This is a genomic window from Dolichospermum heterosporum TAC447 (assembly GCF_024584745.1).
GTDB classification, from domain to species: Bacteria; Cyanobacteriota; Cyanobacteriia; order Cyanobacteriales; family Nostocaceae; genus Dolichospermum; species Dolichospermum heterosporum.
This window is the reverse complement of the sequence record NZ_CP099464.1, coordinates 1,595,138-1,620,391: the sequence shown is the minus strand read 5'-3', so window position 1 is coordinate 1,620,391 and position 25,254 is coordinate 1,595,138. Positions and strand designations below refer to the sequence as shown.

Below are 25,254 nucleotides of genomic sequence, written 5' to 3'. Positions count from 1 at the left end.
CGGCTATACGGGCAAAACCCACCTGCGTGGGTTAAAAACCTTGATTTTTCTTAGGGACTTCCAATTAAAAAAATACCCAAAAATTTCTTGTGGTGCGGGCATCTTGCCCGCTAACCATCAAGGACGGGCAGGATGCCCATCCCACAAAATTGGGTAATTTATTTTTTGGTGTTCCCTTAGTCCACGCAGGTGGACTTTGTTTGTGTAGTAGCGACTGACCGTCGCCGATAGCGGGGCTAAATATTTTCTGATCCTTCCCGTTGTCTTTCTTCAATGTCCACTGGAGAAATCATACTATTGATTTTTTCTACATCAGTCATCATTATAATGATACCTACTATTGTTTCTTCTAGTAAAGGACTACAGGCAACATAACATTGGATTTTTTTACCGCGACGGTTGGTGGCATTCAGAAGCATTTCCTGTAATTTCTTCTTACCAGACATAGTATCACGAATGGGATTTCGCAATTGTTCTATAGGTACCCCGATATCCAAACTAAACAAAGATTTATTTATTACTTCATCACTGCGTAAACCCCACAGATCTTCAACTGTATGATTCCAAATTAAAATATTAAAACTACTATCCATAACTACTATTCCCATTTGCAGAGAGTCTAAGATAGAAGCAAGAAAAATATTAGTTTGGTCAAGTTCAGTGGTGCGATCGCTTAATTCATTATTTATTGTTTGTAACTCTTCATTAGCAGATTGGAGTTCTTCATTCATTGTCTCCATTTCTTGATTTGTTGATTGAATTTCCTCATTGGTTGTTTCTAATTCCTCATTGGTAGATTGTAATTCCTCATTGGTTGTTTCTAGTTCTTCATTGGTAGATTGTAATTCTTCATTAGTAGATTGCAATTCTTCATTAGTTGTTTCTAATTCCTGTCGAGAGCGTTGTAGTTCTGTATGGAGTTTGATATAAGGACTGACATCATTAAAAGAAATTGTCACACCGACAATATTTTGATCAGTATCTTGTAGAGGAATAATCCGCACATCTAAATGTTGAAGTTCTGAATTAGATTGATAACGTTCAATATTTGTGAGTGTAATAGGATGACGTTCATTATAGACCCGTTCAATTATTGAGCGTAATTCCACAGGTCTATAAGATAGTTCTAAATTATGAAAAGGGCGGTTTAAATCTCTAACTGTTAGTCCAAATAAATTTCGAGCTTCTTCATTAATCATGATTAACTTACCATTATTATCAATCACAATTTGGGCATTAGATGCAGTATCAAAAGCCAATTCTTTAATCTGCATTTCATAATCTATATTCTTATTTGAAGCTGGACTTTTGATATTTGTAAGCAGCAATCGACGATCATTCATATTTTCCAAAGATACTTTCGCAAATACACGATCTTTTAAATCTATGGGGATAAATAAATTAGAGTGCATGACTAACATCTCTGCTTTTCCTAAAAACAGATAGCCATGGTCATTAAGCGCAAAATGAAACCGATTGATAATCTTTCCTTGTGTTTCCGAATTAAAATACATTAACGTATTGCGACAAATCAATAAATCTAAACGAGAAATTGGTGCATCCTGAAGTAAATCATGACGACCAAAAATCACGCAACGACGTAAATCTTGACGAAAAACATAGTTTTTATTCACTAGATCAAAATATTTGTCGCGCAGTTCTAAGGGAACTTCAATAATATTTTTTGCTGAATAACTAGCTTGACGAGCTTGAAAAAGAGCTTCTTCATCTACATCTGTCGCGTAGATTTTTACCCGTCTACGAAACTCTTCCATTCCCAATATTTCTGATAAGACCATTGCTAAAGTATAAGCCTCTTGTCCAGAAGCACAACCAGCACTCCAGCACCGAATCTGTTCATCTTGTTGTTTATTTTTGATGATATTAGGGATAATTTTCTTGGCTAAATATTCCCAAGCTGAACTATCTCTAAAAAAAGCAGTTACATTAATTAAAATAGTATTAAATAAATTTTTAAATTCATCTGGATGAACTTCTAAATAATCTTGATAATTCACAAAGCTATCTATATTTAAAGTCTCCATCTCTTTAATAACACGACGCATTAAAGTTGAACGTTTATAACCGCTGAAATCAAACCCTCGATTGATTTTCAAATATTCTAGGAGATTTTCAAAATCCAGATCCTTGTGTGGAGCATTCATAAGCAATAGATACACATCATAGATAATTATAAATGATAAACTTCCCCTGTTCCCTATTCCCTTTTCTCAACTTATCGGTTGAGCATAACCAGTACCGAAGAATCGAGAATATTGAACTTGCAAAACTATTGTTATACATAGCAAGCCTCCGATAACAACATAAATTTGTAATATGTTATGGCAGAACAGCATGGAAATTATGATGAAGTAGCATAAGACATAACCAAAGTTATCAAAGCTGAGGAAATTTCTGTTAAAGGCAGGATAAAATCTACATTCCCTGTCTTAATTGCTGAAGATGGCATTCCCGGAAATTCAGCACTTTTGTCATCCTGGACAATTACCGTCCCACCCATTTTTTTGACTGCTTCCACACCCATTGCGCCATCACTACCAGTTCCTGTAAGGACAACAGCGATCGCTCTTTCTTTATAACTTGCTGCCACGGATTCAAACAACAAATCCGCCGAAGGACGGAGAAAATGCACCATTTCCGACTGAGACAAAGAAGCTGTACCATCACTATTCACCAACAAGTGGTTATTCGGAGGAGCAATATAAACAGTCCCTGAAGTGAGTTCATCTCCTTGCTGTGCCTGAACTACTTTCAGTGGAGTCCGACGACTGAGAATTTCTGCCATCAGGGATGGATGACGAGGATCTAAATGTTGAACCACAACAATTGCTGCTCGGAAATTTGCAGGTAAATTTGAAAGCACCTCAATTAATGCCGTTAATCCACCAGCCGAAGCCGCTAAAGCCACAATATCAAAGTTAGGAAGATTTGGCATATTTATCCTGAAAATTATCATCTTTCCCAACTCTAAGATATCTAAATTTTCAACTCATTCCCTGTACCTACAGACCTATGAATCAATCATAGCTAATTTGTAAACATATAAATGCTTAGATCCCCGACTTCTTTAAGAAGTCGGGGATCTTTTTGTTCACATTTCACTGACAAAGCTAATTTTCTGCTTCCAGATTTTTTTTAGCTTCCTGTAATTGCTTTTTATTTTCCTCACTAATTTCAGGATATTGCAAATTTAACTCCTGTAACTTTGTGCAAATAATATCTGCTACCACCAACCGTGTAAACCATTTCCGATCAGCAGGAACAATATACCAAGGAGCTAATTCTGTACTTGTATTGTTAAAAACTTGCTCATAAGCATCCATATAATCATCCCAAAAAGCCCTTTCTCGGATATCACTAGCAGAAAATTTCCAATGTTTTTCCGGTGAATCAATCCGTGCTAAAAACCGCTTTCTTTGCACCGATTTTGAGACATTTAGAAAAAACTTCAGCACAATTACCCCATTATTAACCAAGTATTTTTCAAAATTATTAATTTCCTCAAATCGCTGTTTCCATATCTGATTACCTTGAGGAAACTTGGGTAATTGTTGTTTTTTAAGAATTTCTGGATGGACACGAACTATAAGTAATTCCTCGTAATATGAACGATTAAAAATGCCAATTCTACCCCTTTCCGGGAGAGACTTCATCGAACGCCATAAATAATCATGATCTAATTCTTCCTCACTAGGAGATTTAAAACTAAATACCTGGCACCCTTGGGGATTCACCCCCGACATCACGTGCTTAATGGTGCTATCCTTACCAGCAGCATCCATAGCTTGAAAAATAATTAACAAAGAATAACTATTTTGGGCATAGAGAACATCTTGATATTTAGCTAGTTGTAAAACACCTGTTTTTAATTTTTTAATCGCATCAGTTTTTGGGTGAAACTCGCATCTATAACCTGGATTATAGTCCTTGATCAAAGAAATTTGATCACCTGGTTTAACAATATAAGGATCATGATTCATATCAAAAAATTAAGTAGGTTGGCGTTGAAAATTGTCGTTATGGCAAGGCAAGAGGCAAGAGTGAAGAGGGTTTGGGCGATTTTACGTTTCTTTACACAGTTTGGTTTTATTGTGTTCACCTACTTAATTAATTCTGTCTCACTACTTATTAAGTAGGTGGACGTGAAATAACCAAAATGTGTAACGATATGTAAATTCACCTCGATGGGTTATTGTCGTTGATTTTTAGCCATTTCAAAAAACGAAATATATTTTGATTTTCCTCCGCCCACCTACTTAGGGAACACCAAAAAATAAATTACCCAATTTTGTGGGATGGGCATCCTGCCCGTCCTTGATGGTTAGCGGGCAAGATGCCCGCACCACAAGAAATTTTTGGGTATTTTTTTAATTGGAAGTCCCTTAGTCCACGAAGGTGGACTTTGTTTGTGTAGCCGCGTCCGCGAAGCGTGCCGGAGGCATCTTTCTAATCGCCGTCTTTCTAATCGCCGCCTTTCTAATCGCCACCTTTCTAAGAAACAGAAGATTGCAACTTGTTCAACATTTCCAGAACTTGCATACTGTGAATACTAGGATTAACCTTCACAAAAGTTGTGCGTAATATCCCTTGAGGATCAATAATAAAACTATGGCGCATAGAGACAACACCTATCCAAGAACCATAAGCCTTACTAACTTCACCCTTAATATCAGCTAACAAAGGAAATTTTAACCCCTCCGAGTCACAAAATTCTGCATGAGAATCAACATCATCAGCACTGATACCAATAATCTCAGTATTTTTCTGAATATATTTAGGTAAATCTTGCTGAAAACGTCGGGCTTCAATAGTACAACCAGAGGTAAAATCTTTGGGGTAGAAATAAAGAACCACCCACCTACCCCGAAAATCAGCCAGAGAGACTTTACCATTGCCTGTATTAGTTGGTAAAGTAAATTCAGGTGCAGGTTGATTAATTGTGGGTAATTTACCACCTAAAGCTTGAGCAGGAGGGGTAAAATTAAACCAACTAATAACAGCCAAACAAGAAGCAAATAAAATGCTAATAAAAGTGCGACGGGAACCCATTTTCTCAACCAAAAGAATAACTTAATATAAGTTTACATTCTTGTTGTTCTCTATCTTCAATCTGATTGCGGTTCGGACAGGTTTTCGATACTTTCAATGTGTTGGCTATCTATGAGAAAAGCACCTCTAGTAAAGCGGACACCCCAATAACCACCAGGACGATGGTCAAGAACTATACCTTCCTCGCCAATACGAATTACTTCAGGGGGACGTAACATAGGCATTGGTTCAGCCGTTTTCAGGTATGGTGGCAATGATACCACACGGACTTTACTACCAATTGGGAATTCTGAAGACATTTTGCAATGGTTTGTAGTTTTGAATAAGTAGGCAGGCAAAATTAATTATATAAAAGATTTAGATTTAATGTAGGTGTAGGGGTAGCGCCCCAGTGCCTACCCCGGTAAGTAATTGGACGAAAATATTTACAGTCATTGCGAGGGAAGGGAAGCAATCACAACCCTGGCGATTGCTTCATTTCACTTCGTTCCCTATGGCTAACGCCACGCAACGCTTACGCAATAATCTTGTGTAATTAATTCTGTCTCACTACTTATCGTGGGCAACTTTGTTATATATACTCAAAACGGCTAGAAGCTGGACTTTTTTATCATACAAAGAACAAGTTCAAAGCCTCTCCCCGTTGCGGGGAGAGGTTTACCAGAGGGGTTTCATATTTGGTTAAACTATGAATGAACCGTTTGCAGTATAACTATACGTTGGGTTTCGTCCCTCAACCCAACCTTGTATCTTAGAGGTATGTTAGAAGAAGTGGTAGACCGTCCCAACCTGGGTCAGAAAAGACCGCTTTGTAGCAAGGATCACCACAACAATCTCCATGACAGAACTCGAACAGTCGCCTGGGGTAAAAACTATGAACAAAGACATAGATAATATAGCCCGTATCGTGCAAGGATGAGTGAAATCAAGGGGATGAATAAAAACAAAACAAATTAAAAAGAAGTAATTGAAATTGGAGAGTTAAAAATGGATTATATCTCCCAATGGGTAGGCATTGACGTAAGTAAAGCAACACTTGATGTTTATATCCGTCCAATGGGTAAAGCATTTCAATTTGCTAATACTGAAACAGAAATAGCTAATCTAGTTAAGCAACTTCAATCTAACGATTTAAACCTAATCGTACTGGAAGCAACAGGAGGACTAGAAACAGAATTAATCATTCAATTGCAAGCGGCTCTTTTACCAGTAGCATTAATCAATCCTCGTCAGGGAAGAGACTTTGCTAAAGCTACAGGTAAGTTAGCCAAAACCGATGCCATTGATGCACAGATTTTGGCGCATTTCGGTGAAGCAATGAAACCGGAGGTGTTAGCAATCGAAAGTGAAATGTCACGTCAATTAGGCGAATTAATTAGTCGCCGAAGACAATTAGTAGAAATGTCTACAGCGGAAAAGAATCGCCGTGACCGCGCTCGTGGTAAAGCTTTGACAGATATTGAATCCCATATTGATTATCTTGAGCAACATCTTCAACAACTCAATCAAGAAATTGAGACGTTGACCCAAAATAATCAACAATGGATTGATAAAGTCAATCTACTCAAAACTACTCCTGGCGTTGGTCAAGTAATTTCTACCACTTTAGTTTCTGACTTACCAGAATTAGGTCAATTAACTGCCAAACAAATCTCTCGCTTAGTTGGTGTTGCACCAATTAATCATGATAGTGGTCAGCACAAAGGTAAGCGCATGATTAATGGTGGTCGCGCCCATGTTCGTGCCATTCTTTATATGGGTGCTGTTGTTGCCATGCGTCATAATCCTGTTATCAAAACTTTTTATGAGCGCTTGGTTGAACGTGGTAAACCCAAAAAATTGGCCATTACTGCTTGCGTTCATAAAATGTTAGTTATTTTAAATGCGATGATTCGAGATCATCTTCCTTGGTCTATTTCTCAAGACTCACAACCAATTTCTGCATAAAGTTCTACTGTCGTTTTTATACCTCCAATCTAGTTTGGTAATTTATGGCAATCTATAATTTACCTGTTTTGTTCTGTTCTGTTTTTCTCCTCTATTTTCTGACTTTTTTCCTAGACTTTAAATTTTTCCTAACGATCGCTTGACAATCAAGACAGTCGCTACAATAAATATTGTTTTACATAAAGGGAACGGTAGAGCCTATAAAATTTCATAGCATTAAATTCAATACAATAACCATGAAAATGAGATTTCTCAATTATTCTCTTGCGCTAGTGGTTTTATGTAGCGGATATACAATTACTCCAACTATAGCCGCTAACCAACAGGTAAAAGTGGCGAAATCTGTCTGGAAGTTGTTTTCTCCTGCTGACGGTAGTTTTCGGATTTTAATGCCAGGGAATCCCAGGGAGACTAAACAAACAGTAAATACAAAATCGGGGAAAATTAAATTAAATCTGTTTAGTGTTGAACGCCAACAAGAGGAAGTTAATTATGCCGTTGGTTATGTTGATTATTCCTCTGAATATATTGAATTATTAAATCGCAAAAAGCTGGTTGAAAAGGCTTTAGATAACGGACGCAATAATGTGGTTAAAAAAGCCAAAGGAACTTTAATTAGTGAACAAAAAATTAGATTATGTCCTTATTTTGGCAGGGAAATTAGCTATAGTAAACCGGGAGGAAACATTGTTAAACGGAGAATATATTTAGTTAAAACCCGGTTATATCAAGTAAGTGCGGAAACTACTAAAAAAAGACAGAAGTTTTTGACTAAGAGTATAGAAGGGTTTTTAAATTCCTTTAATGTATCTTCAAGATAAATACGATGTTGAGTGCATAAGATTTTGGGCGCAGGTCTTGTTTGGGTGCAGGTCTTGTTTGGGCGCAGGGACTGCGCCCCTACGAATTCGTTTTAAATATTAAGTAATTGGACAAAAATATTTACAGTCATTGCGAGCGAAGGGAAGCAATCACAACCCTGGCGATTGCTTCATTTCACTACGTTATATATGGCTAACGCCACGCTGCGCTAACACAATAACATTGTGTAATTAATTCTGTCTCACTACTTATTTACAGTCATTGCGAGCGAAGGGAAGCAATCACAACCCTGGCGATTGCTTCATTTCACTACGTTATATATGGCTAACGCCACGCTGCGCTAACGCAATGACATTGTGTAATTAACTCTGTCTCACTACTTAGGGATATTAGACGAATTATTTAGGAGATAAAACCACATCTGATGTAAACTACTAATACCAATTTTACGTGAATGTCCACAGAATCATAAAATACATTGACTCATCCGTCCTTATCTGCATTTATTGGCGTTCATCTGCGTTTAATTATTCTTAAAATCTTAAATTGACATATACAAATTTTATGTTACGTGATTTCCACAATCGAGCCGAATTAGTCGCATATCTCAAGGAACAGTTCCCCCAAGCCGCAGCACAAGATGATCACATTAGCGATATTCCCGGAGGAAGGAAAGCCGCACAACAAGCACTACAAAAAATTGACCCCATAGCTTACGCAAAAACCCGTAACTTCCTAACTGGTGACATTACCAAATTATCACCATACCTTCGGCATGGAGTCTTGAGTTTGCGCGAAGTTCGAGAATATATACTCAACCGAATTGACAATCCAGAGGATGCTAATAAACTAATTAATGAACTAGGCTGGCGTGATTATTGGCAAAGATTATATGTCAAACTAGGAAACGAGATTTGGCAAAATCAAGAAGAATTCAAAACCGGTTATCAATCAACAGACTACGCAGCCCAACTACCTGAAGATATCACAACCGGAACGACAGGACTAGTTTGCATTGACAGCTTTAGTCAGGAACTACGAGAAACAGGCTACCTACACAACCACATGAGAATGTGGTTAGCAGCTTATATTATCCATTGGCGGCATATTCAATGGCAAGCCGGCGCAAAATGGTTTCTCCAACATTTACTCGACGGTGATCCAGCAAGTAACAATATGTCATGGCAATGGGTAGCAAGTACATTTAGTCATAAACCCTATTTTTTCAACCGTGAGAATCTAGAACGTTACAGCAAAGGCGTTTATTGTCGTCAATGTCCCCATTTCGGTAAATGCGACTTTGAAGGCAGTTATGAACAAGTAGAACAGCGACTTTTTCCTCAAGCTAAATTCAGCAAACAGCCTAATAGTCAAAGTTGGCAAAAAGGCAATCATCGAAAATAAGCCCACCAATTTGTTAATAAATGTAAAGAATAAGTCCTATCTCAAAAATCAAATGATATCTTAAAAGCATAGGACACCAAGCAAATAAAAACCGACTAAAAGAAAGGGTTCTTTTTAGGAACTACGGTCAGAAACGGTAAGTTCTACCGGGATTGTCTGTGGAGCGGGCGAACCTCTTGGAAGTCATTCTAAGACCGCGATGAAGCAGGAAGTAAACGCTAAGACTATCGCTGTCCAGATGTGTCTAGACTTTGGTAATTTTGGGTAAGTTTTATAGAACGGTAAATGATCAGTGTGTCCCCCTATCATAAGCCCGACAATTACAGCGTTATTGATGACGAAGTGGCAACTAGCCAAACTCTAGATGAGGTGGCGAGGCCAAATCCCAGAGCGGAAAGACGTGGAGATGCTGTATTTGCGTTTTAGAAAGTCCACCCTTAGTAACTTAAATTCACTTACTCACTTTAATCATTTGAAACCTGCAAATTCATTAGAACCCGGTCAACCTTGATCGGGTTTTTAGATGTTTATATTTTGTTTTAATGAGAAAATTGCTGTGATATGAGCTAAATAGTCCTTTCCCAATTGATTTTTTACAGTATAATTTAAGGATTTTAAAGCGGCTCTAAGTAGTGAGGCAAAATTAATTACACAATGCCATTGCGTAAGCGTTGCGTGGCGTTAGCCATATGGAACGAAGTGAAATGAAGCAATCGCAAGGGTTGTGATTGCTTCCCTTCGCTCGCAATGACTGTATACTAAACACGGTTGAGACATGGACTTTTACAAAATTACGAAAAACCTAGATTTGTAGGGGTAAAGCAAGAGCTTCATTGGTGTCAACTTAAAGTAAAACCCATAGCCCGCCTGGGAATGAATTCCCAGTCTAAGGGACTTCCAAATAAAAAAATACTCAACCACCTAACGCAAAAATCTCTCAAACCCTTATTCCTCTGTGTCCTCTGCGCCTCTGTGGTTCGTTAATCAGGATAATTTATTTCTTGGAAGTCCCTAATAGTATTAACGTAAAACCCATAGCCCGCCTGGGAATGAATTTCTCGTTCCCATACTCTGTATGGGAATGAATTCTAGAAGGCTCTGCCTTCTATGAAAACAGAGGCAGAGCCTCTGTAATAGCATTCCCAGTCAGAGACTGGGAACGAGATATCATCAGGATTTGAGCTTAAGTTGACACCTATGAAGCTCTTGCTTTACCCCTACCCACAGAATCAAATTATTAAGCCGTGTTGAGTATAAATATTTTTGTCCAATTACTTAATTTTTCTTTGTGCTATGAATGGTAAATACACTCGTTCTCAATTATCCTAGATAAAGCATCTCAAAAACAAGCGCCATGCCTAAACGCCTCCTAGTGGTCGAATCTCCCGGAAAAGTCAAAAAACTGAGTCAAATTCTCGGTGCAGATTGGATTGTTCGCGCTAGTTGTGGACATATCCGCGAACTCAGTAATGAGGGTGATGATTCACTAGGATTTACAATGGATGGTAATACTGTTAGCTGCAATTATGTTCCCCGTGACCAACGGGCAAAGGAAACAATTCAACAATTAAAAGCGGCGGTTAGGCAAGTTGATGAAGTTGTTTTGGCTACAGACCCAGATAGAGAAGGAGAAACCATTGCTTGGCATCTTAAAGAAACGTTAGGATTAAAAGACCCCAAACGAGTAGTTTATACTGAGATTACACCATCAGCGGTGCGAAATGCGATCGCCCATCCCAGAAAACTTGACACCAATCTCATCGGTGCAGGATTATGTCGAGATTGTCTGGATAAGTTGGTAGGTTATAAAGGTAGTCCCCTAGTTTGGGCATTAAATAACGGGGCAAAAAGTGTAGGTAGAGTTCAAAGCGCCACATTACATCTCATTTGTCAGCGCGAAAGAGAAATTCTGGCTTTTGTTCCCCAAGATTACTGGAGTGTCTGGGTAGATTATCAAGAAGGATTCCGGGCTTTTTACAAAGGTACGGCCAATACTGAGAAAGAAACACCAGAAGCAGAAACGGAAACTCACGATGATGCAGCTAGTAACAACCCCGAAAAACCCGAATCTCAGCGCGTTCTCTCGGAAGCAGAAGCAAATAGATTAGTTGAAGAAGCAAAACTTCATCCTCATCAAATTATTCACCTAGAAGGGAAACTGGTTTATCGTCAACCCCCTCCACCATTTACCACCTCCACCCTCCAACAAGCTGCCGGTTCAAAGTTGAAATTTTCCCCCGATAAAACCATGCAGGTGGCACAAAAGCTATATGAGGCAGGGTTGATTACATATATGCGAACAGATTCAGTCATGTTGAGTCCTGAATTTTGTGCGAGCGCTCGTCAATGGTTGGAACAAAATGACCCGCAAAATGTCCCCCAGCAAGTAGCCAAACAGCGTAGTAGTAAAACCGCCCAGGAAGCACACGAAGCCATTCGTCCTACAGATGTTTTTCGTCCTTCGGTGCAATTACGGGCAGAATTACCTGAAGATGAGTTTAACCTATATGTGATGATTTGGAAAAGAGCGATCGCTTCTCAATGTCGTCCGGCACAACTTCGTAAAACTCTAGTAATTACCAAATCAGGTAATATTCTATGGCAAGCTAGAGGGCAGGTAATTGAATTTTACGGTTATGCAAAATATTGGCTGAATCTTAGCAAAGATGCAGTTTTGCCTTTATTACAACAAGGACAAAAACTGAATTTAGCCAAAGCGGGACATGACCAAAAACAAACCCAACCACCACCCAGATATAGTGAACCCAAACTAGTTCAATTGATGGAAAGAAAAGGTATTGGTCGCCCTAGTACCTATGCTCCGACAATTGCCACTTTAAAAAAACGCAATTATGTAGAATTGAAAAAAGACAATCTTCAACCCACAAATTTGGGTTTAGAAGTAGATGAATTTTTACAAAAAGCTTTACCCGATTTATTAGAAGCCGAATTTACTGCTAAAATGGAAAATGCCCTAGATGCAATTTCTGAAGGCAAAAACTCTTGGCAACATTACCTAACTAATTGGAATCAAAGTTATTTTGTCCCTGCGCTTTCCAATGCTAAAACTGTAGTTATTAATTCATCAACTACAGCTAAAACTAATAATTTTGTTGACCGCAAATATGAAACTTCTAGAACTCGTTGTCCTGATTGCAAGGAGTGTTTAGCTAAAATTCCCAGCAGTAAAGTTAAAAAGAAATACTTTCTTAAATGTGTGAGTGGTTGTGAAAACATTGTGCTATTTTGGAGCGATTTTAACAAGAAGTGGGAAGCACCGAAAACTAAAACATCTGCAAATGAAAATGCTCCCAAATCTTCAGCAAAAATTACTGCACATCCCTGTCCAGTATGCAAGAAACCCTTAGAGGAATATAGTTATATTAAAGATGGGCAAAATAAAACTATGCTGCGTTGTTCTGGTCAGGATTCATGGAAGGATAAGAAACATCAGGATGTGGCTTATTTTCATACTGCAAAAGGGTGGTGGAGTCCTAAACTTGGGAATTTAAATGATTTTAACGCAGATGAACGCAGATGAACGCGGATAAAGAAGGATGAATTAATGGAGTTGATGGGTTGCTGAATTGAGGTATGAAATTCCCAAATTGAACCTTTAAAACTCAAACCTCAGTGCGTCTACTCTTCGAGATCACGAAGCGTGATTGCGCCTTTGCGTGAGACTAAAATTCATACCCTTAATCAGCAACGCCGAGTTGATTTTTAACTTTCTAAAATATTAGAATCTGTTGCTAAAGTTCGCGCTCCTGTTTGCATTAGTTCAATATCTGTTAATGTCCAATTACGGGAATTTTGACAATGATGCGCTACTAATAGTCCCCATAATCCTCGCGGTATGAGAATTGGTACTACCAAATTGGCGCGAACTTGCATACTGCGAAGAAAATCACGGTGACAATCCTGAATTGGTTCTAATTCTATATCAGCGATCGCTCTTACTCTTCCTTCTAAGTACAAAGCAGCATATTCATGGTTAAAACAACCGCTTGGTCCGGTAAAACCAAGAATCGAATATTCATCAGCACTCAATGATTCAAATGTTACCTGCCCTTGCCATTGTTCATAGAAATAATACAATACTACACGATTAGCCTGAAGTGATTCTCTCAGGTGATTTGTCGTTTTTCGCACTAATTCATCGCGTTCTATTCTGATAACAAGGCGATTAAGTAATTTTTGCAACCCCTCATCAGGGTGACAATTTGAGCTATTTTCAGATTCTGGGGAAGAAGGTTTACCTTGAGCGGAGTCGAAAGGAAGTTGCACAGATTTAAAATAATAACTAATTAAACAATTTCACGCTTCTATAGAAACTTATCAGATATTGTACAGACAATTATTCTTATTTAATAAAGAAATAATGTAGTTTATGAACCTGGTAACTGGTGATTGGTAATTGGGAAGAATGTTTTACCCATTACCCATTACCCATTACCTATTACCTATTACCTAACTCCAGCCACACTGGGTAAATTAACTTTTAAGCGTTTCAATATCGCTTCCCGTCCTTGCATTGCCAAAGTATCTTCTAAATGTGAAAGTTTAATTTCTTGCTGATATTTTAACTTTAACGCAGTTTGAATTAACCAGTCGGCAACAAAAGGATTTTTTGGTAATAATGGACCGTGAGAATAGGTAGCGATCGCATTTTGATAAAACGCGCCTTCTGTTCCATCTTCTCCATTATTCCCCAAACCATACACCACACGCCCCAAAGCTTCCACTTTTCCTAATGTAGTTCTTCCGCCATGATTTTCAAACCCAACTAAATAAGGTTTTGTTCCCGTCATTGCTTCTAGTTCCTGTGCTAACCGGGAAGCTGTAACTTCTATCACCAAATTGCCAATACATCTTTTCGTATTTTCACCAGGATGAATAGAAACTAAATCTAAGATTCCTAAACCGTCAATTCTTTGTCCAAAGGCTGGTTCGTAATAATTTCCCAGCAGTTGGGGAGAACCGCAGGTAAAAACTCCCGGCGTGCCATGTTCGATTTTATCACGCATTGCCTCAGCCTTTGCTCCTTGCAAATCCCTCATGACAATTTCTTGCTGACGATCCTGTGCGCCCCCACCAACAATCACATCTACTGATTTTATATCTTCTGTGGTGGACTCTTGGTCTAAAGGTAACACAGTCACATTATACCCCCGCCATTGAGCGCGACGTTGGATAGTGATCACATTTCCGCGATCGCCATAAGTACTCATCAACTTGGGATATAGCCAACCAATAATAATTTCCATCGGTTTATAACTTATAAAACTTCTACTATAGCAGGAGTCAGGTAGGGGCGCAGAGCCTGCGCCCATTCCAAATTGTGAGGTCTGCGCTATCTTCCGAATTGTTGCAATATATTAATGAATTTCAAGTTTAGTAAATAGACAACGCAAATAAAAAAACTCATGCTAAATTAAAAGTATGGTACAAGAAGGTTAAAAGTCAAACCTTAAGTCCGAACTGTTCATTAGAGTTTGTGCCTCCTGCTCTAATGTATCGGCAATCAATTTTAGATTTTAGCTTCCTGTCAAAGTTTTTTCGCCTAAATCTCACCAAATTGTTATTGGAGGTGTTGAACTCGCAGCCAGAAGTGCCTGCCCATTAGAAATAAGGGTTTTAAACGGAAGCGTAATTTAAATCGGATTTAATTGATTGCTTGTCAAGTCCACTTCTATTATTTTTGTATTGAACTACAACCTAATCAAGAAACCGCTGTAAGCTGCTGATAATCCTTCGTAGCTTGTAGCGGTTTCTGCTATGTATATTAAAAATAAAAAAACAGGTATTGTTAATGAATCAAAAAAATATATTCTCCGTCAATAGAGATATCAACTATTTACCTGTTTCTCACAGAGGTTATATTTATGTCATTACAATCACTTCGGGTTCTATTATTGAGTAGTCTGGGCTGTTCTTTATTTTTTGGTAATACTGTAGCTTTTGCTCAAGTTGTTGTTCCTACAATACCATCAGGTTCATCTACTACAGTACCATCAGGTTCATCAACCACCATACCAACTTCCACCACAGTTGACAGTAGCGCCAGATTTAGTTGCCAGTCTAACAATGGACAGTTTACAGTCATGTATCAGCCCCAAAGTCAACCTGGACAATACTTTGCTTGGGCTGCACCTCAGAATTTAGGAGGCGGGTGGGATGCTCAGAAACGTTGTCAAGCGATCGCCACCCGTTTAGAATTATATCGCCCAGATGGATTACAAGAACTGCAAATAGCGGTAGAAAATAGCGAAAATATTATCTGTGTCACCACCGAAGCCCAACCCAGTTGTCGAATTGTCTTAACAGTCCCTCGTGGCAAAGATCCTTATACTATTCGCAATAGTGTATTCCAAAATTTAACTACTGCTGATAGTGGACAACAAACTATTGCTGTCAATACTTACACTAATCGTAATAGCAGTAATGGCAATAGCTTATACAGTCTCGGACAAACGCTTTTAGGTGGTAGCAAGAATCAAGTTACTTCTACTAAAGGTGGGATTAATTTGAAACCATACCTTGATCCTAAAGATGGTGGTACTGGTGGAAAACTGAGAAATGGAGTAGCAATTAAAGGTAGTACCACACGCCAAAGCCCCAATCGGCTAAATCCGGGCAGATTTCGTTAATTATGATTCCGGGCAACCACAGGGGGTTTGCCCCTACAGTATTTTTGTGATTATATTTACCTTTTTAGAGAAATTAAATTTACCCTTTATATAATTTTGTCCTGTATTAACTTATTAGGTGTTGTAATTATTTCTCAGGATAGATTGATTTTTGAAGATTAGTGAGTAAGTGAAGAATACGCAATAACCGCAATGACTGGTTATCTAATTTAGGCTGCTAATTCGTCATTATGCCCGATTTCCTACAAAGTAAGTTTGATATGACAAATTGATTAATTTATGGTAAGTTGGTACGATAATATCCAAATATCAGCACTCTGACTACTTAAATGCCCAGAAATCAACTCTTGGTTATTGGCAAATAATTAGTATTTAAATACTACACTGAAACCAAAGCAGAGTAAAGTTGTCATAAATTGTATAATTTAACCAAAATATAACTTGGTGACAATCTAGTTCTACTATCTTTTGAAGAGAAATTAACAATGGTAACAAACCTGATTACAAGTAATATGAATCAAGTTCTACAATTGGGCGATCGCACCCTCCAGCCTACAGAAGTTTTATCATTATTGTCGGAATACCAGCTATTACCGCTATTAATTAAGGAAATATTCATTGATCAAGCGATCGCAGAAATTGTCTGTACCCCAGAAGAAGAAAAACTAGCCTGTGAACAATTAGCCCAACAATATCAGGGAATAGAACCACAGAGCGAAAGTTTCCAAAAATTACAGATCATGGCCGTACGACAATTAAAACTAGAAAAGTTCAAAGAAGAAACCTGGGGAGGGGATTTAAACTCCTACTTTTTTCAACGGAAAAACCAGTTAGATAGAGTGATTTATTCCCTAATTACCACCTCAGAACTTGGTATCGCTCAAGAAATTTACTTCCGTATTCAAGAGGGTGAACAATCTTTTGCGGAATTAGCACGGGAATACGCCCAAGGACCAGAATCTCAAACAGATGGCTTAGTCGGACCTATAGATTTACAATCCCTCCATCCCATGTTGGTGAATATCCTCTCCAAAAGTCAACCACAACAACTATCACCACCGACTCAAATCAATAACGTCCTAGTAATTGTTCGATTGGAAAAAATACTCCCAGCCCAACTAGATCGTTCCATGCGACAACGATTACTAAATGAACGATTTAATCAGTGGTTACAAACACAAATGACAGAAAAAAAATGTCAGATTCAGACCATATAAATCGCCAAATATCCACCTTTTCGCCAAAATGAAGTGAAATAAATAACTCAATCAATATGACTTATATTCAGAGTACCTTTGAAGAATTCATTGCCAGTATTGAAGGATTTGATCAATTATCGAAAGAGGAAATTAATAACCTCTTATCATCACAAATTCTCCAGCCTTTGCGTTATCGCATAGGACAAAAAATTATTGGTAAAGAACAACTACCAGAAAGGATAGCCATTCTTTATCAAGGCAACGTCAGACTATTGGGATATAATCCCCAAAACCAATTACCAATTACATTAAAATTACTGCAACCAGGGGCAACAATTGGCGAAATTGCTTGGTTGCGTGAACTTCCTTGTGAAACAGCGATCGCTTCCACAGAAGTCATCTGTTTAACCTGGAAAGCCGCAGATTATTTGCAATTTATCAACCGCAATCCAGCCTTTGCTAAAGCTCGTCAACACATAAGTCACCCAATTGAAATATTTGATGTTTTGAGTTCCCAGGTAGCACAAAAAGCTTTAGTAAATCACAACCTCAAAGAAATTACCCAACAGGCTCAATTAGAAGCAAAAATTCATTATTTATCACCAGGAAAAACTGCTTTAAGAGAATTAGATAGCGATCGCATTTGGTTTGTGAGTGGTCGTAGTTCCCTACCCAATTTCCCACCCAATTCTCGCATAGAAACCGACGTAATTGAAGTTAAAGGTAACATTCCTCTCCGTTTATTGGGCATTAATCCTCAAGACCTATCATTACTTGATGGTGTTACCATTGAATCCGAAACATTAGAAACTATATCAGATAGCAGAGCAGATTCGGAAATTCCCTACGCCCAAGAACCAGAATTTGTTCCCCCCGCCACATCAAACAAGCAACTTAAAAATCAAAACTATCCATTTTTCCGAGGACAAGGAGAATTAGATGCCACTCTAGCTTGTTTTCAAATGCTATCCAAGCATTTAGAAATGCCCTTTCGGAAAGAAGTAGTCCGCCGCATTTTAAACGACCAAATTAAGCGTCAAGGTAGTATATCTTTTCAAGTTTGCGCTTATTTATCCGAACTAATTGGACTTAAATCCCAGCTAGTTGATGTTCCTGCTGTTTCCATCAATCGGATTCCTACACCAGCATTAATTCGCTATCGTGACAGTTTTGCTGTCCTCTATGCGGTAGATGGAAAAACAGTAGTTTTGGGTTTACCATCTCAAGGCATTATCAACTGCCAAATTAGTCAATTAGTAGAAGAATTAGAAACCGATGACGCTAATCTTCAACCACAAGTTAGAGTTTTATTACTGAGTGCAACCAAAGAAACACCGAAAGAACGCTTTGGGTTATCTTGGTTTGTTCCTTACTTATCACGTTACCGCCGGGTACTGATAGAAGTATTTATTGCTTCCTTCTTTGTCCAACTAGCTGCCCTCGCTAATCCTCTGGTTATTCAGCTAATTATTGATAAAGTCATCGTCCAAAATAGTATTAGTACCCTGAATATTCTAGGAGTATTACTATTAGCAGTGGGTGTATTTGAAGCAGTATTAACCACCTTGCGGACTTACTTATTTGTAGATACCACCAACCGCATTGATATGAGTTTGGGGTCACAAATTATTGACCACTTGCTACGCTTACCACTGCGCTATTTCGATAAAAGACCAGTTGGTGAACTATCCACCAGAATTAATGAATTAGAAAATATCCGTCAGTTTCTCACCGGTACGGCTTTAACAGTGGTGTTAGATGCCCTATTTTCCGTCGTTTATATAGTTGTCATGTTGTTTTATAGTTGGCAACTAACTCTCGTCGGATTAGGGACAATTCCTCTATTTGTGGTAGTGACATTAGTCGCTGCTCCCACCGTGAGTAGACAATTAAGAACTAAAGCTGAACGGAATGCCGAAACTCAATCTTATTTAGTTGAGGTCATGTCAGGCATTCAAACAGTTAAAGCCCAAAATATTGAATTACGCTCTCGGTTTTCTTGGCAAAATAAATATGCTAAGTTTGTCGCCGCTGGTTTTAAAACAGTCCTTACTTCCACATTAGCTAACTCAACCAGTCAGTTTCTCAGTAAACTTAGCAGTTTATTAGTTTTATGGGTGGGAGCTTATTTAGTTTTAAAAGGAGAATTAACATTAGGAGAATTAATTGCTTTTCGGATTATTTCTAGTTACGTTACTACCCCAATCTTACGGTTGGCGCAAATCTGGCAAAACTTCCAAGAAACTGGTTTATCTTTAGAACGATTAGGTGATATTGTCGACACACCACAAGAAGCAGAAATAGATCGGAATAATATTTCCCTTCCTGCTATTAGCGGTGCTGTTAAATATGAAAACGTTTCCTTCCGATTTGCTGCCAGCGGACCACTACAACTCAGCAATGTCAGCGTCGAATTTGCCGCAGGTAAATTTGTGGGCATTGTCGGACAAAGTGGTTCAGGCAAAAGTACAATGATGAAATTACTGCTCAGACTTTATGACGCAGAATCTGGCAGAATTTTAGTTGATGGTTACGACATTGCCAAAGTCGAACTTTATTCGCTGCGGCGGCAAATTGGTGTAGTTCCCCAAGATACGCTCTTATTTGATGGCACAGTTCAAGAAAATATTGCCTTAACAAATCCTGATGCCACAACTGAAGAAATTATTGAAGCTGCACAAATTGCTGTTGCACATGAATTTATTATGACCTTGCCAAATGGTTATAATACAAGAGTTGGGGAACGGGGATCAGCCCTTTCTGGTGGACAAAGACAGAGAATTGCGATCGCTCGTTCTGTATTACAAAGACCTAAAATCTTAGTTTTAGACGAAGCCACCAGTGCCCTAGATTATCCCACAGAAAGGCAAATTTGTTTGAACTTAGCTCGCGCCTTCAAAGGCAACACAGTCTTCTTCATTACCCACCGTTTAAATACTGTTAGTAATGCCGATACTATCGTCGTCATGGATAACAGTAGAATGATAGAACAAGGTAGTCATCAAGAACTCATGGCAGCTAAAGGTCATTATTTCTACCTTTATCAACAACAAGAAGTAAATTTGTAATTTGTCAGTTATTTGTAAGGGTTTAGCTCATGCTTTACCCTGTTCATCTCTTTCCCATTTTCTGAATGGGAATGCCATTACAGAGGCTCTGCCTAAAGCCGTTAGAGAACTCCACAAAAAAAATGATCCAATCTTGTGGGATGGGCATCTTGCCCGTCTTTGTATTATTAGCGGGCTTTTCGGACTGCACCACAAGAAATTTTGGGATATTTTTTAATTGGAAGTTTCTTATAAATTCATTCCCATACAGAGTACAGAGTATGGAACGAGAAAACGAAAAAAGGCAGTAATACATTAAACTTTTCAAACTCTAAAATTACACACCCCTAAATATTCAATCTAAAATCCCAAATCCCAAATCATTATGACTCGACTTAATGGTAGTTACACCAACGGAAATGGCAACGGAAACGGTAACGGATCTTATAGAGATGCACAAGTATTAACACCACCCAAACCCGCTCCTAAACAGCCAAAACCCGATTTTAATTTTAATAACTTCGAGCAATCTGTAGTCTTACGCCAATCCCCAATTTGGTCAAGAACCATCATGCTTACCCTCATGGGATTAGCTTGTTTTGGGATTATTTGGGCTTGTTTAGCGAAAATTGAGCAAGTAGTTCCCGCCACAGGACAATTAAAACCAGAAGGAACAGTCAAAGACGTACAAGCTCCCATAAATGGAGTTGTAAAATCACTGTATGTAAAAGATGGTAAAGAGGTAAAACCAGGAGATTTATTATTGACCTTTGATTCCATTGCGACCCTAGCCGAATTAAATTCATTGAATAAGATTCGGATAGCTTTAATTCAAGAAAACAATATCTATCGGCGCTTAATGGGAGCAAGTACCGGAATAGATGCTGAAATAGCATTTTTACGCAGTAGACTCCCAGGAGAATCAGCTTTTCTGCTTAAAAGCCGCGCTTCCTTAGTAGCAGAAAATGAATTATTACGTTCTCAATTAAGAAATTCACCGGGAGCAGCAGGTACAGGAATTGATGAACAACAATTATTAGCAGTTGCTAAAACAGAATTAAAATCCCGTTCTAAAGCCGCAGATTTAGAAGTTGAAAAAACCCGAAAACAACTTTCTCAAACCAGATTTAAACTGCAAGATACTAAAAATGGCTTAGCAATTCAAAGTCAGATTTTAGCTAGTCTTAAAACCTTAGCTGAAGAAGGTGGTATTTCTAAACTGCAATATCTGAATCAAAAACAACAGGTACAAACGCTTTCCGCAGAAATATCACAATTACAAGAAGAGGCAAAACGTCTACAATTCGATATTGATAAAGGAAAAGAGCAATTAACCAATACAGTTGCTAGTTCTGATAAAACTATTTTGGAAAAAATCGGTGCTAACAAACAACGGATTGCAGAAATTGATAGTCAATTCATGAAAATTATTCTAGAAAATGAACAGCGTTTAGCAGATATTAATAGTAAAATCTCCCAAACACAATTAAACGTTAAATATCAAGAACTTCGCGCTCCTGTAGGAGGTGTAATTTTTGATCTTCAAGCTAAAAATCCGGGTTTTGTTGCCAATTCTACCCAAAAATTACTACAAATTGTCCCCAAAGATAGCCTCATAGCCGAAGTTTTCATCACCAATAAAGATATTGGTTTCGTGAGGAAAGGTATGAATGTAGATGTGAGAATTGATTCCTTTCCCTTTAGTGAATTTGGTGATATCAAGGGTAAAGTAATTGATATTGGTTCAGATGCTTTACCTCCCGACCAAAACCATCAATTTTATAGATTCCCCGCCAAAATCAAGTTAGATAGACAACAATTAAGTCTCACCAATCAAGATAGAAAGATATCCTTACAGTCCGGTATGTCTATTACTGCTAATATTAAAGTCCGAGAAGAACGGACAGTCATGAGTTTATTTACAGAGATGTTTACCAAGCAAGTGGAGAGTTTGAACGAAGTCCGTTAGGGATTTTTAAAAGACTTAAGGGAACACCAAAAAATCAATTACCCAATTTTGTGGGATGGGCATCCTGCCCGTCCTTGATGATTAGCGGGCAAATTCGTCCCGCACCACAAGAAATTTTTGGGTATTTTTTTAATTGGAAGTCCCTAACCTATATGTGTAGGGGTTGAGATTTAGTAGATACTGTCTTGAAAGTCAAGTGGTGGGAGAAAGAAAATTAGGGGTTTAGCAGTGATCATTAAGTGTCAATTTAACGTAAAACCCATATACCGACGTATTTGTTGGATTATGGCTGATGCCTCCGGCGATAGCGAAGCGCTGCTGCAAGCAGTTCGCAGGGATACGTGCCATTGCTCCGCGTTGATTCTGGGTTCTTTGTCATTTGGCAAAAGTTTAAATCTCACCCGTGTTTAGTATAAAACCCTTGTAGAGACGTTGCATGGGTAGGGATTCTCGGCTCTACATCTTTTTTGGAGATGTCTAATCAAATGGATCTTGTTTGTTGAATAGGTATATTTTTAATCAAATCATCAACTGGGAGAAAAGGGGCAATAAAAAAGGTTTGGTTGTCAACCAAACCTTGACTTAAATCCAGTGCATAACAACATCCCGAATTAATTTAACCTATATGATTTATTTTCAGCATCTTCCTATAGTATGTATGCAAATTTCATAAAACCTGATAAGAAATCATTTATTATGCCAAAATGGCGAATGGTAATTGGTAATTGGTAATTGGTAATTGGTAATTGGTAATTGGAAAATTACTTCTGTCACCTGTCACCTGTCACCTGTCACCTGTCACCTGCCCCCTGTCACCTGTCACCTGTCACCTGTCACCTGCCCCCTGTCACCTGTTCCCTATTTCTGAGATAAATCTAATAAATTTGCTAACTTATAAACTGTTCGCGCCCCGACATTACCATCCCATTCAGCATCACCAACTTCACAAACATCAAAACCAATAATTTTTCTACCACTATTTACCAGTTCGCGGAATAGACAATAAACTTGTTCTAATTCCAGTCCGCCAGGGACAGGAGTACCTGTGTTGGGGCAAAGTTTAGGGTCTAAACCATCAATGTCGAAGCTAATATAAACTTTTTCTGGTAAATGATTGATAATTTCTCGACATAAATCCAACCAAGTCTTACCAGAATATAGTTGTTGTTTAATTGCTGAATCATAATAACCAATAATGCGATTATTTGATTGATTAATTATTTGTACTTCATCATGACAAATATCTCGTACACCTACTTGGACTAATTTAGAAATTTGCGGTATTTTTATGGCATTAAACATAATAGACGCATGAGAAAACTCAAATTCCTCATAGGCATTACGTAGGTCTGCATGGGCATCAATATGTAAAATACCCCAGTCATCATATTGATTAGCTAAAGCTTGAAAGTAGCCTAATGGCGAACTGTGATCACCACCAATAACAGCAACTCGTTTACCTTGATTTATTGCTGCTTGTGCTTGGGTAAATAACCAATGATTTACCTGTTCCCCTGCTTTGTTAATTGCCTCTAGAATAGGAGTTAAATCCGGTGAGTCTGTTAGGGATTTACCTTGGGCTTGACGTTCAATAATTATGGCTGCTTGTTGACGATAATAGTTATTTTTTTCAATCATTTCCTGGGGAATTTCTACCATAAATATTCCCTGTTTCCAACCATCAGGATGATCAAAATCAAATAAATCTATTTGTCGTGAGGCATCTAAAATTTGCTGTGGTCCGTTGGCCGTTCCGGCACGATAGGAAACCGTGACTTCCCAAGGTATGGGGAAGATAATTAAGTTGGCTGAATCGTAATTAAATGGTAATCCCATGAAGTTGCCATTTTTTTCGGCTACGCTGTTGGGATTATAGTTTTCAATGGAGTCGTTCATATTGAAAATTAGTGCTGGTTAGGGATTGATATTTATATTTTATCAATATTTGTTAATCTCGGCTGATTTTAATTACCATTACTTTTGGTGATATTCAATAGGAAAAAATCCATAACTTATAATTAAGAACGACGGGCATTTAAACAACACCATTCTTTTCTTTTCCAGAGAGTAGCTACAATCCAACCATTTTGTTCTAAAGCATCAGCAACGGATTTAGATTGTTCTAGTAAAATACCACTGAATATACCCCAAGTGCTAGGTTTGGTAATGGCGGTCATTTCTGGGAGTAATTCGATAATTACATCTGCTAAAATATTGCAAACAATCCCGTCTACAGGTTGATCAATGATTTTTCGGACTATGTCTACACTACCCTCAAGAGGGATTAAAGAATCTGGACGAATCTCATTCAGAGTGCGATTACTAAAAGTAGATTTTACGGCTAAAGGATCGTTATCAACGGCATAGACTTTCCCCGCACCTAATAAGATTGCCCCAACGCCTAGAATACCTGAACCACAACCAATATCGGCGATAATTAAAGGTTTTCTTGGTTCTTCTGTGTCTAGGAAGGATTGGGGGATTTCACTGAAGCGCATTTCTAGGGATTCTAAACATAGTTGAGTGGTGGCATGATTACCTGTACCAAAGGCTACGCCTGGATCAAGACGAATTACCAATCGGTCTAGGAATTCAGGTAACGGTAACCAAGCAGGGTTAATGAGAAAGCGATCGCCTATTTCTTCAGGTTGCCAATGTTGTTTCCAGCTACTAGACCAGTCTTCTTCGTCAATTAAGCCCCAATGCACCACTGGTGCGGTGAGTCCTACACACAGGGCATCTTGACGCAGCCACAGCGATAAAGCAGCCAAATCTAGCAGTTGTACTTTAAAGGTGGGTAAATAAGCCTTAACAAAAGAGACATTGCCCTTAATTTCTACTGCTGTACCACGACAGCCAAAGTTTTCTAAGCGCCAAAATATAGTTTCTTCTAAATCTAGTTCAGATAAAATATTTAATTCCCACCAGGTATTTGCCATAGGATTTTAGATTGGTAATTGGTAATTGGTGATTGGTGATTGGTAATTGGTGATTGGGGAAAACAAACTATGATTTTTATGACTAAGATAATTAAGATAATCCTTCTAATCATCCTAATCAAATAAATCACAAAAATCATAGTTAAAGATGATTTTTCTAATTCTCAAATTATTTAATCATCTTCATCAAATAAATCCCAAAAATCA

The 25,254-nt window shown here is 38.2% G+C and carries 19 protein-coding genes; 10 read left to right on the top strand and 9 right to left on the bottom strand.

Annotation, left to right across the window (positions count from 1 at the left end; all coding sequences use genetic code 11):
* Positions 1-236 precede the first annotated feature (236 nt).
* The 5 genes from NG743_RS07340 to sipA form a co-directional block, all read right to left on the bottom strand.
* Positions 237-2,165, bottom strand: coding sequence for a CheR family methyltransferase (locus NG743_RS07340; RefSeq protein ID WP_027404220.1), 1,929 nt, complete (start codon positions 2,163-2,165; stop codon positions 237-239).
* Positions 2,166-2,362: 197 nt separating this feature from the next.
* On the bottom strand, positions 2,363-2,956 hold the full coding sequence (locus NG743_RS07335; protein WP_228044034.1) for a chemotaxis protein CheB: 594 nt from the start codon (positions 2,954-2,956) through the stop codon (positions 2,363-2,365).
* A 175-nt stretch (positions 2,957-3,131) separates the two neighbouring features.
* On the bottom strand, positions 3,132-4,001 hold the full coding sequence (locus NG743_RS07330; RefSeq protein WP_027404222.1) for a polyphosphate kinase 2 family protein: 870 nt from the start codon (positions 3,999-4,001) through the stop codon (positions 3,132-3,134).
* A gap of 511 nt (positions 4,002-4,512) precedes the next feature.
* A complete protein-coding gene (locus tag NG743_RS07325) occupies positions 4,513-5,070 on the bottom strand; it encodes a peroxiredoxin (RefSeq protein WP_027404223.1) in 558 nt (185 codons plus the stop codon).
* 56 nt (positions 5,071-5,126) lie between these two features.
* Positions 5,127-5,369, bottom strand: a complete 243-nt coding sequence (gene sipA / locus NG743_RS07320; RefSeq protein WP_027404224.1) for a regulatory protein SipA — start codon at positions 5,367-5,369, stop codon at positions 5,127-5,129.
* A 688-nt stretch (positions 5,370-6,057) separates the two neighbouring features.
* Here sipA and NG743_RS07315 point away from each other — a divergent pair.
* From NG743_RS07315 to topA, 4 genes are all read left to right on the top strand, one after another.
* Positions 6,058-7,017, top strand: a complete 960-nt coding sequence (locus tag NG743_RS07315; protein ID WP_193965010.1) for an IS110 family RNA-guided transposase — start codon at positions 6,058-6,060, stop codon at positions 7,015-7,017.
* A 236-nt stretch (positions 7,018-7,253) separates the two neighbouring features.
* On the top strand, positions 7,254-7,838 hold the full coding sequence (locus NG743_RS07310; protein WP_257121770.1) for a hypothetical protein: 585 nt from the start codon (positions 7,254-7,256) through the stop codon (positions 7,836-7,838).
* 565 nt (positions 7,839-8,403) lie between these two features.
* Positions 8,404-9,243 (top strand): FAD-binding domain-containing protein, encoded by an 840-nt coding sequence (locus NG743_RS07305; RefSeq protein ID WP_027404226.1) that lies wholly within the window; start codon positions 8,404-8,406, stop codon positions 9,241-9,243.
* 1,354 nt (positions 9,244-10,597) lie between these two features.
* Complete coding sequence (gene topA / locus NG743_RS07300) at positions 10,598-12,784, top strand: type I DNA topoisomerase (protein WP_257121769.1); 2,187 nt, start codon at positions 10,598-10,600, stop codon at positions 12,782-12,784.
* 182 nt (positions 12,785-12,966) lie between these two features.
* On the opposite strand, the gene NG743_RS07295 is transcribed toward topA, so the two are convergent.
* Positions 12,967-13,530, bottom strand: a complete 564-nt coding sequence (locus tag NG743_RS07295) for a GAF domain-containing protein (protein ID WP_027404228.1) — start codon at positions 13,528-13,530, stop codon at positions 12,967-12,969.
* 179 nt (positions 13,531-13,709) lie between these two features.
* Complete coding sequence (locus NG743_RS07290) at positions 13,710-14,510, bottom strand: type 1 glutamine amidotransferase (protein ID WP_371316503.1); 801 nt, start codon at positions 14,508-14,510, stop codon at positions 13,710-13,712.
* A 618-nt stretch (positions 14,511-15,128) separates the two neighbouring features.
* On the opposite strand from NG743_RS07290, the gene NG743_RS07285 reads away from it, so the two are divergent.
* The 6 genes from NG743_RS07285 (at position 15,129) to NG743_RS07260 (ending at position 22,976) form a co-directional block, all read left to right on the top strand.
* Positions 15,129-15,893 (top strand): COP23 domain-containing protein, encoded by a 765-nt coding sequence (locus NG743_RS07285; RefSeq protein ID WP_027404230.1) that lies wholly within the window; start codon positions 15,129-15,131, stop codon positions 15,891-15,893.
* Positions 15,894-16,405: 512 nt separating this feature from the next.
* A complete protein-coding gene (locus NG743_RS07280) occupies positions 16,406-17,110 on the top strand; it encodes a peptidylprolyl isomerase (RefSeq protein WP_027404231.1) in 705 nt (234 codons plus the stop codon).
* 56 nt (positions 17,111-17,166) lie between these two features.
* On the top strand, positions 17,167-20,160 hold the full coding sequence (locus NG743_RS07275; protein WP_193962148.1) for a peptidase domain-containing ABC transporter: 2,994 nt from the start codon (positions 17,167-17,169) through the stop codon (positions 20,158-20,160).
* A 1-nt stretch (position 20,161) separates the two neighbouring features.
* A complete protein-coding gene (locus NG743_RS07270) occupies positions 20,162-20,377 on the top strand; it encodes a hypothetical protein (protein ID WP_152540508.1) in 216 nt (71 codons plus the stop codon).
* A gap of 147 nt (positions 20,378-20,524) precedes the next feature.
* A complete protein-coding gene (locus tag NG743_RS07265; RefSeq protein ID WP_027404233.1) occupies positions 20,525-22,108 on the top strand; it encodes an HlyD family type I secretion periplasmic adaptor subunit in 1,584 nt (527 codons plus the stop codon).
* 739 nt (positions 22,109-22,847) lie between these two features.
* Positions 22,848-22,976: a hypothetical protein gene (locus NG743_RS07260; protein ID WP_257121768.1), complete on the top strand. Its 129-nt coding sequence runs from the start codon at positions 22,848-22,850 to the stop codon at positions 22,974-22,976.
* Here NG743_RS07260 and NG743_RS07255 read toward each other — a convergent pair.
* Both NG743_RS07255 and prmA read right to left on the bottom strand, forming a co-directional pair.
* Positions 22,967-24,004 carry an agmatinase family protein gene (locus NG743_RS07255; protein WP_027404234.1) on the bottom strand — a complete coding sequence of 346 codons (1,038 nt, stop codon included), beginning with the start codon at positions 24,002-24,004 and terminating at the stop codon, positions 22,967-22,969. The two genes, NG743_RS07260 and NG743_RS07255, sit on opposite strands and share 10 nt — an antisense overlap.
* A 122-nt stretch (positions 24,005-24,126) precedes the next feature.
* Positions 24,127-25,047: a 50S ribosomal protein L11 methyltransferase gene (prmA, locus tag NG743_RS07250; protein WP_027404235.1), complete on the bottom strand. Its 921-nt coding sequence runs from the start codon at positions 25,045-25,047 to the stop codon at positions 24,127-24,129.
* Positions 25,048-25,254: the final 207 nt, after the last annotated feature.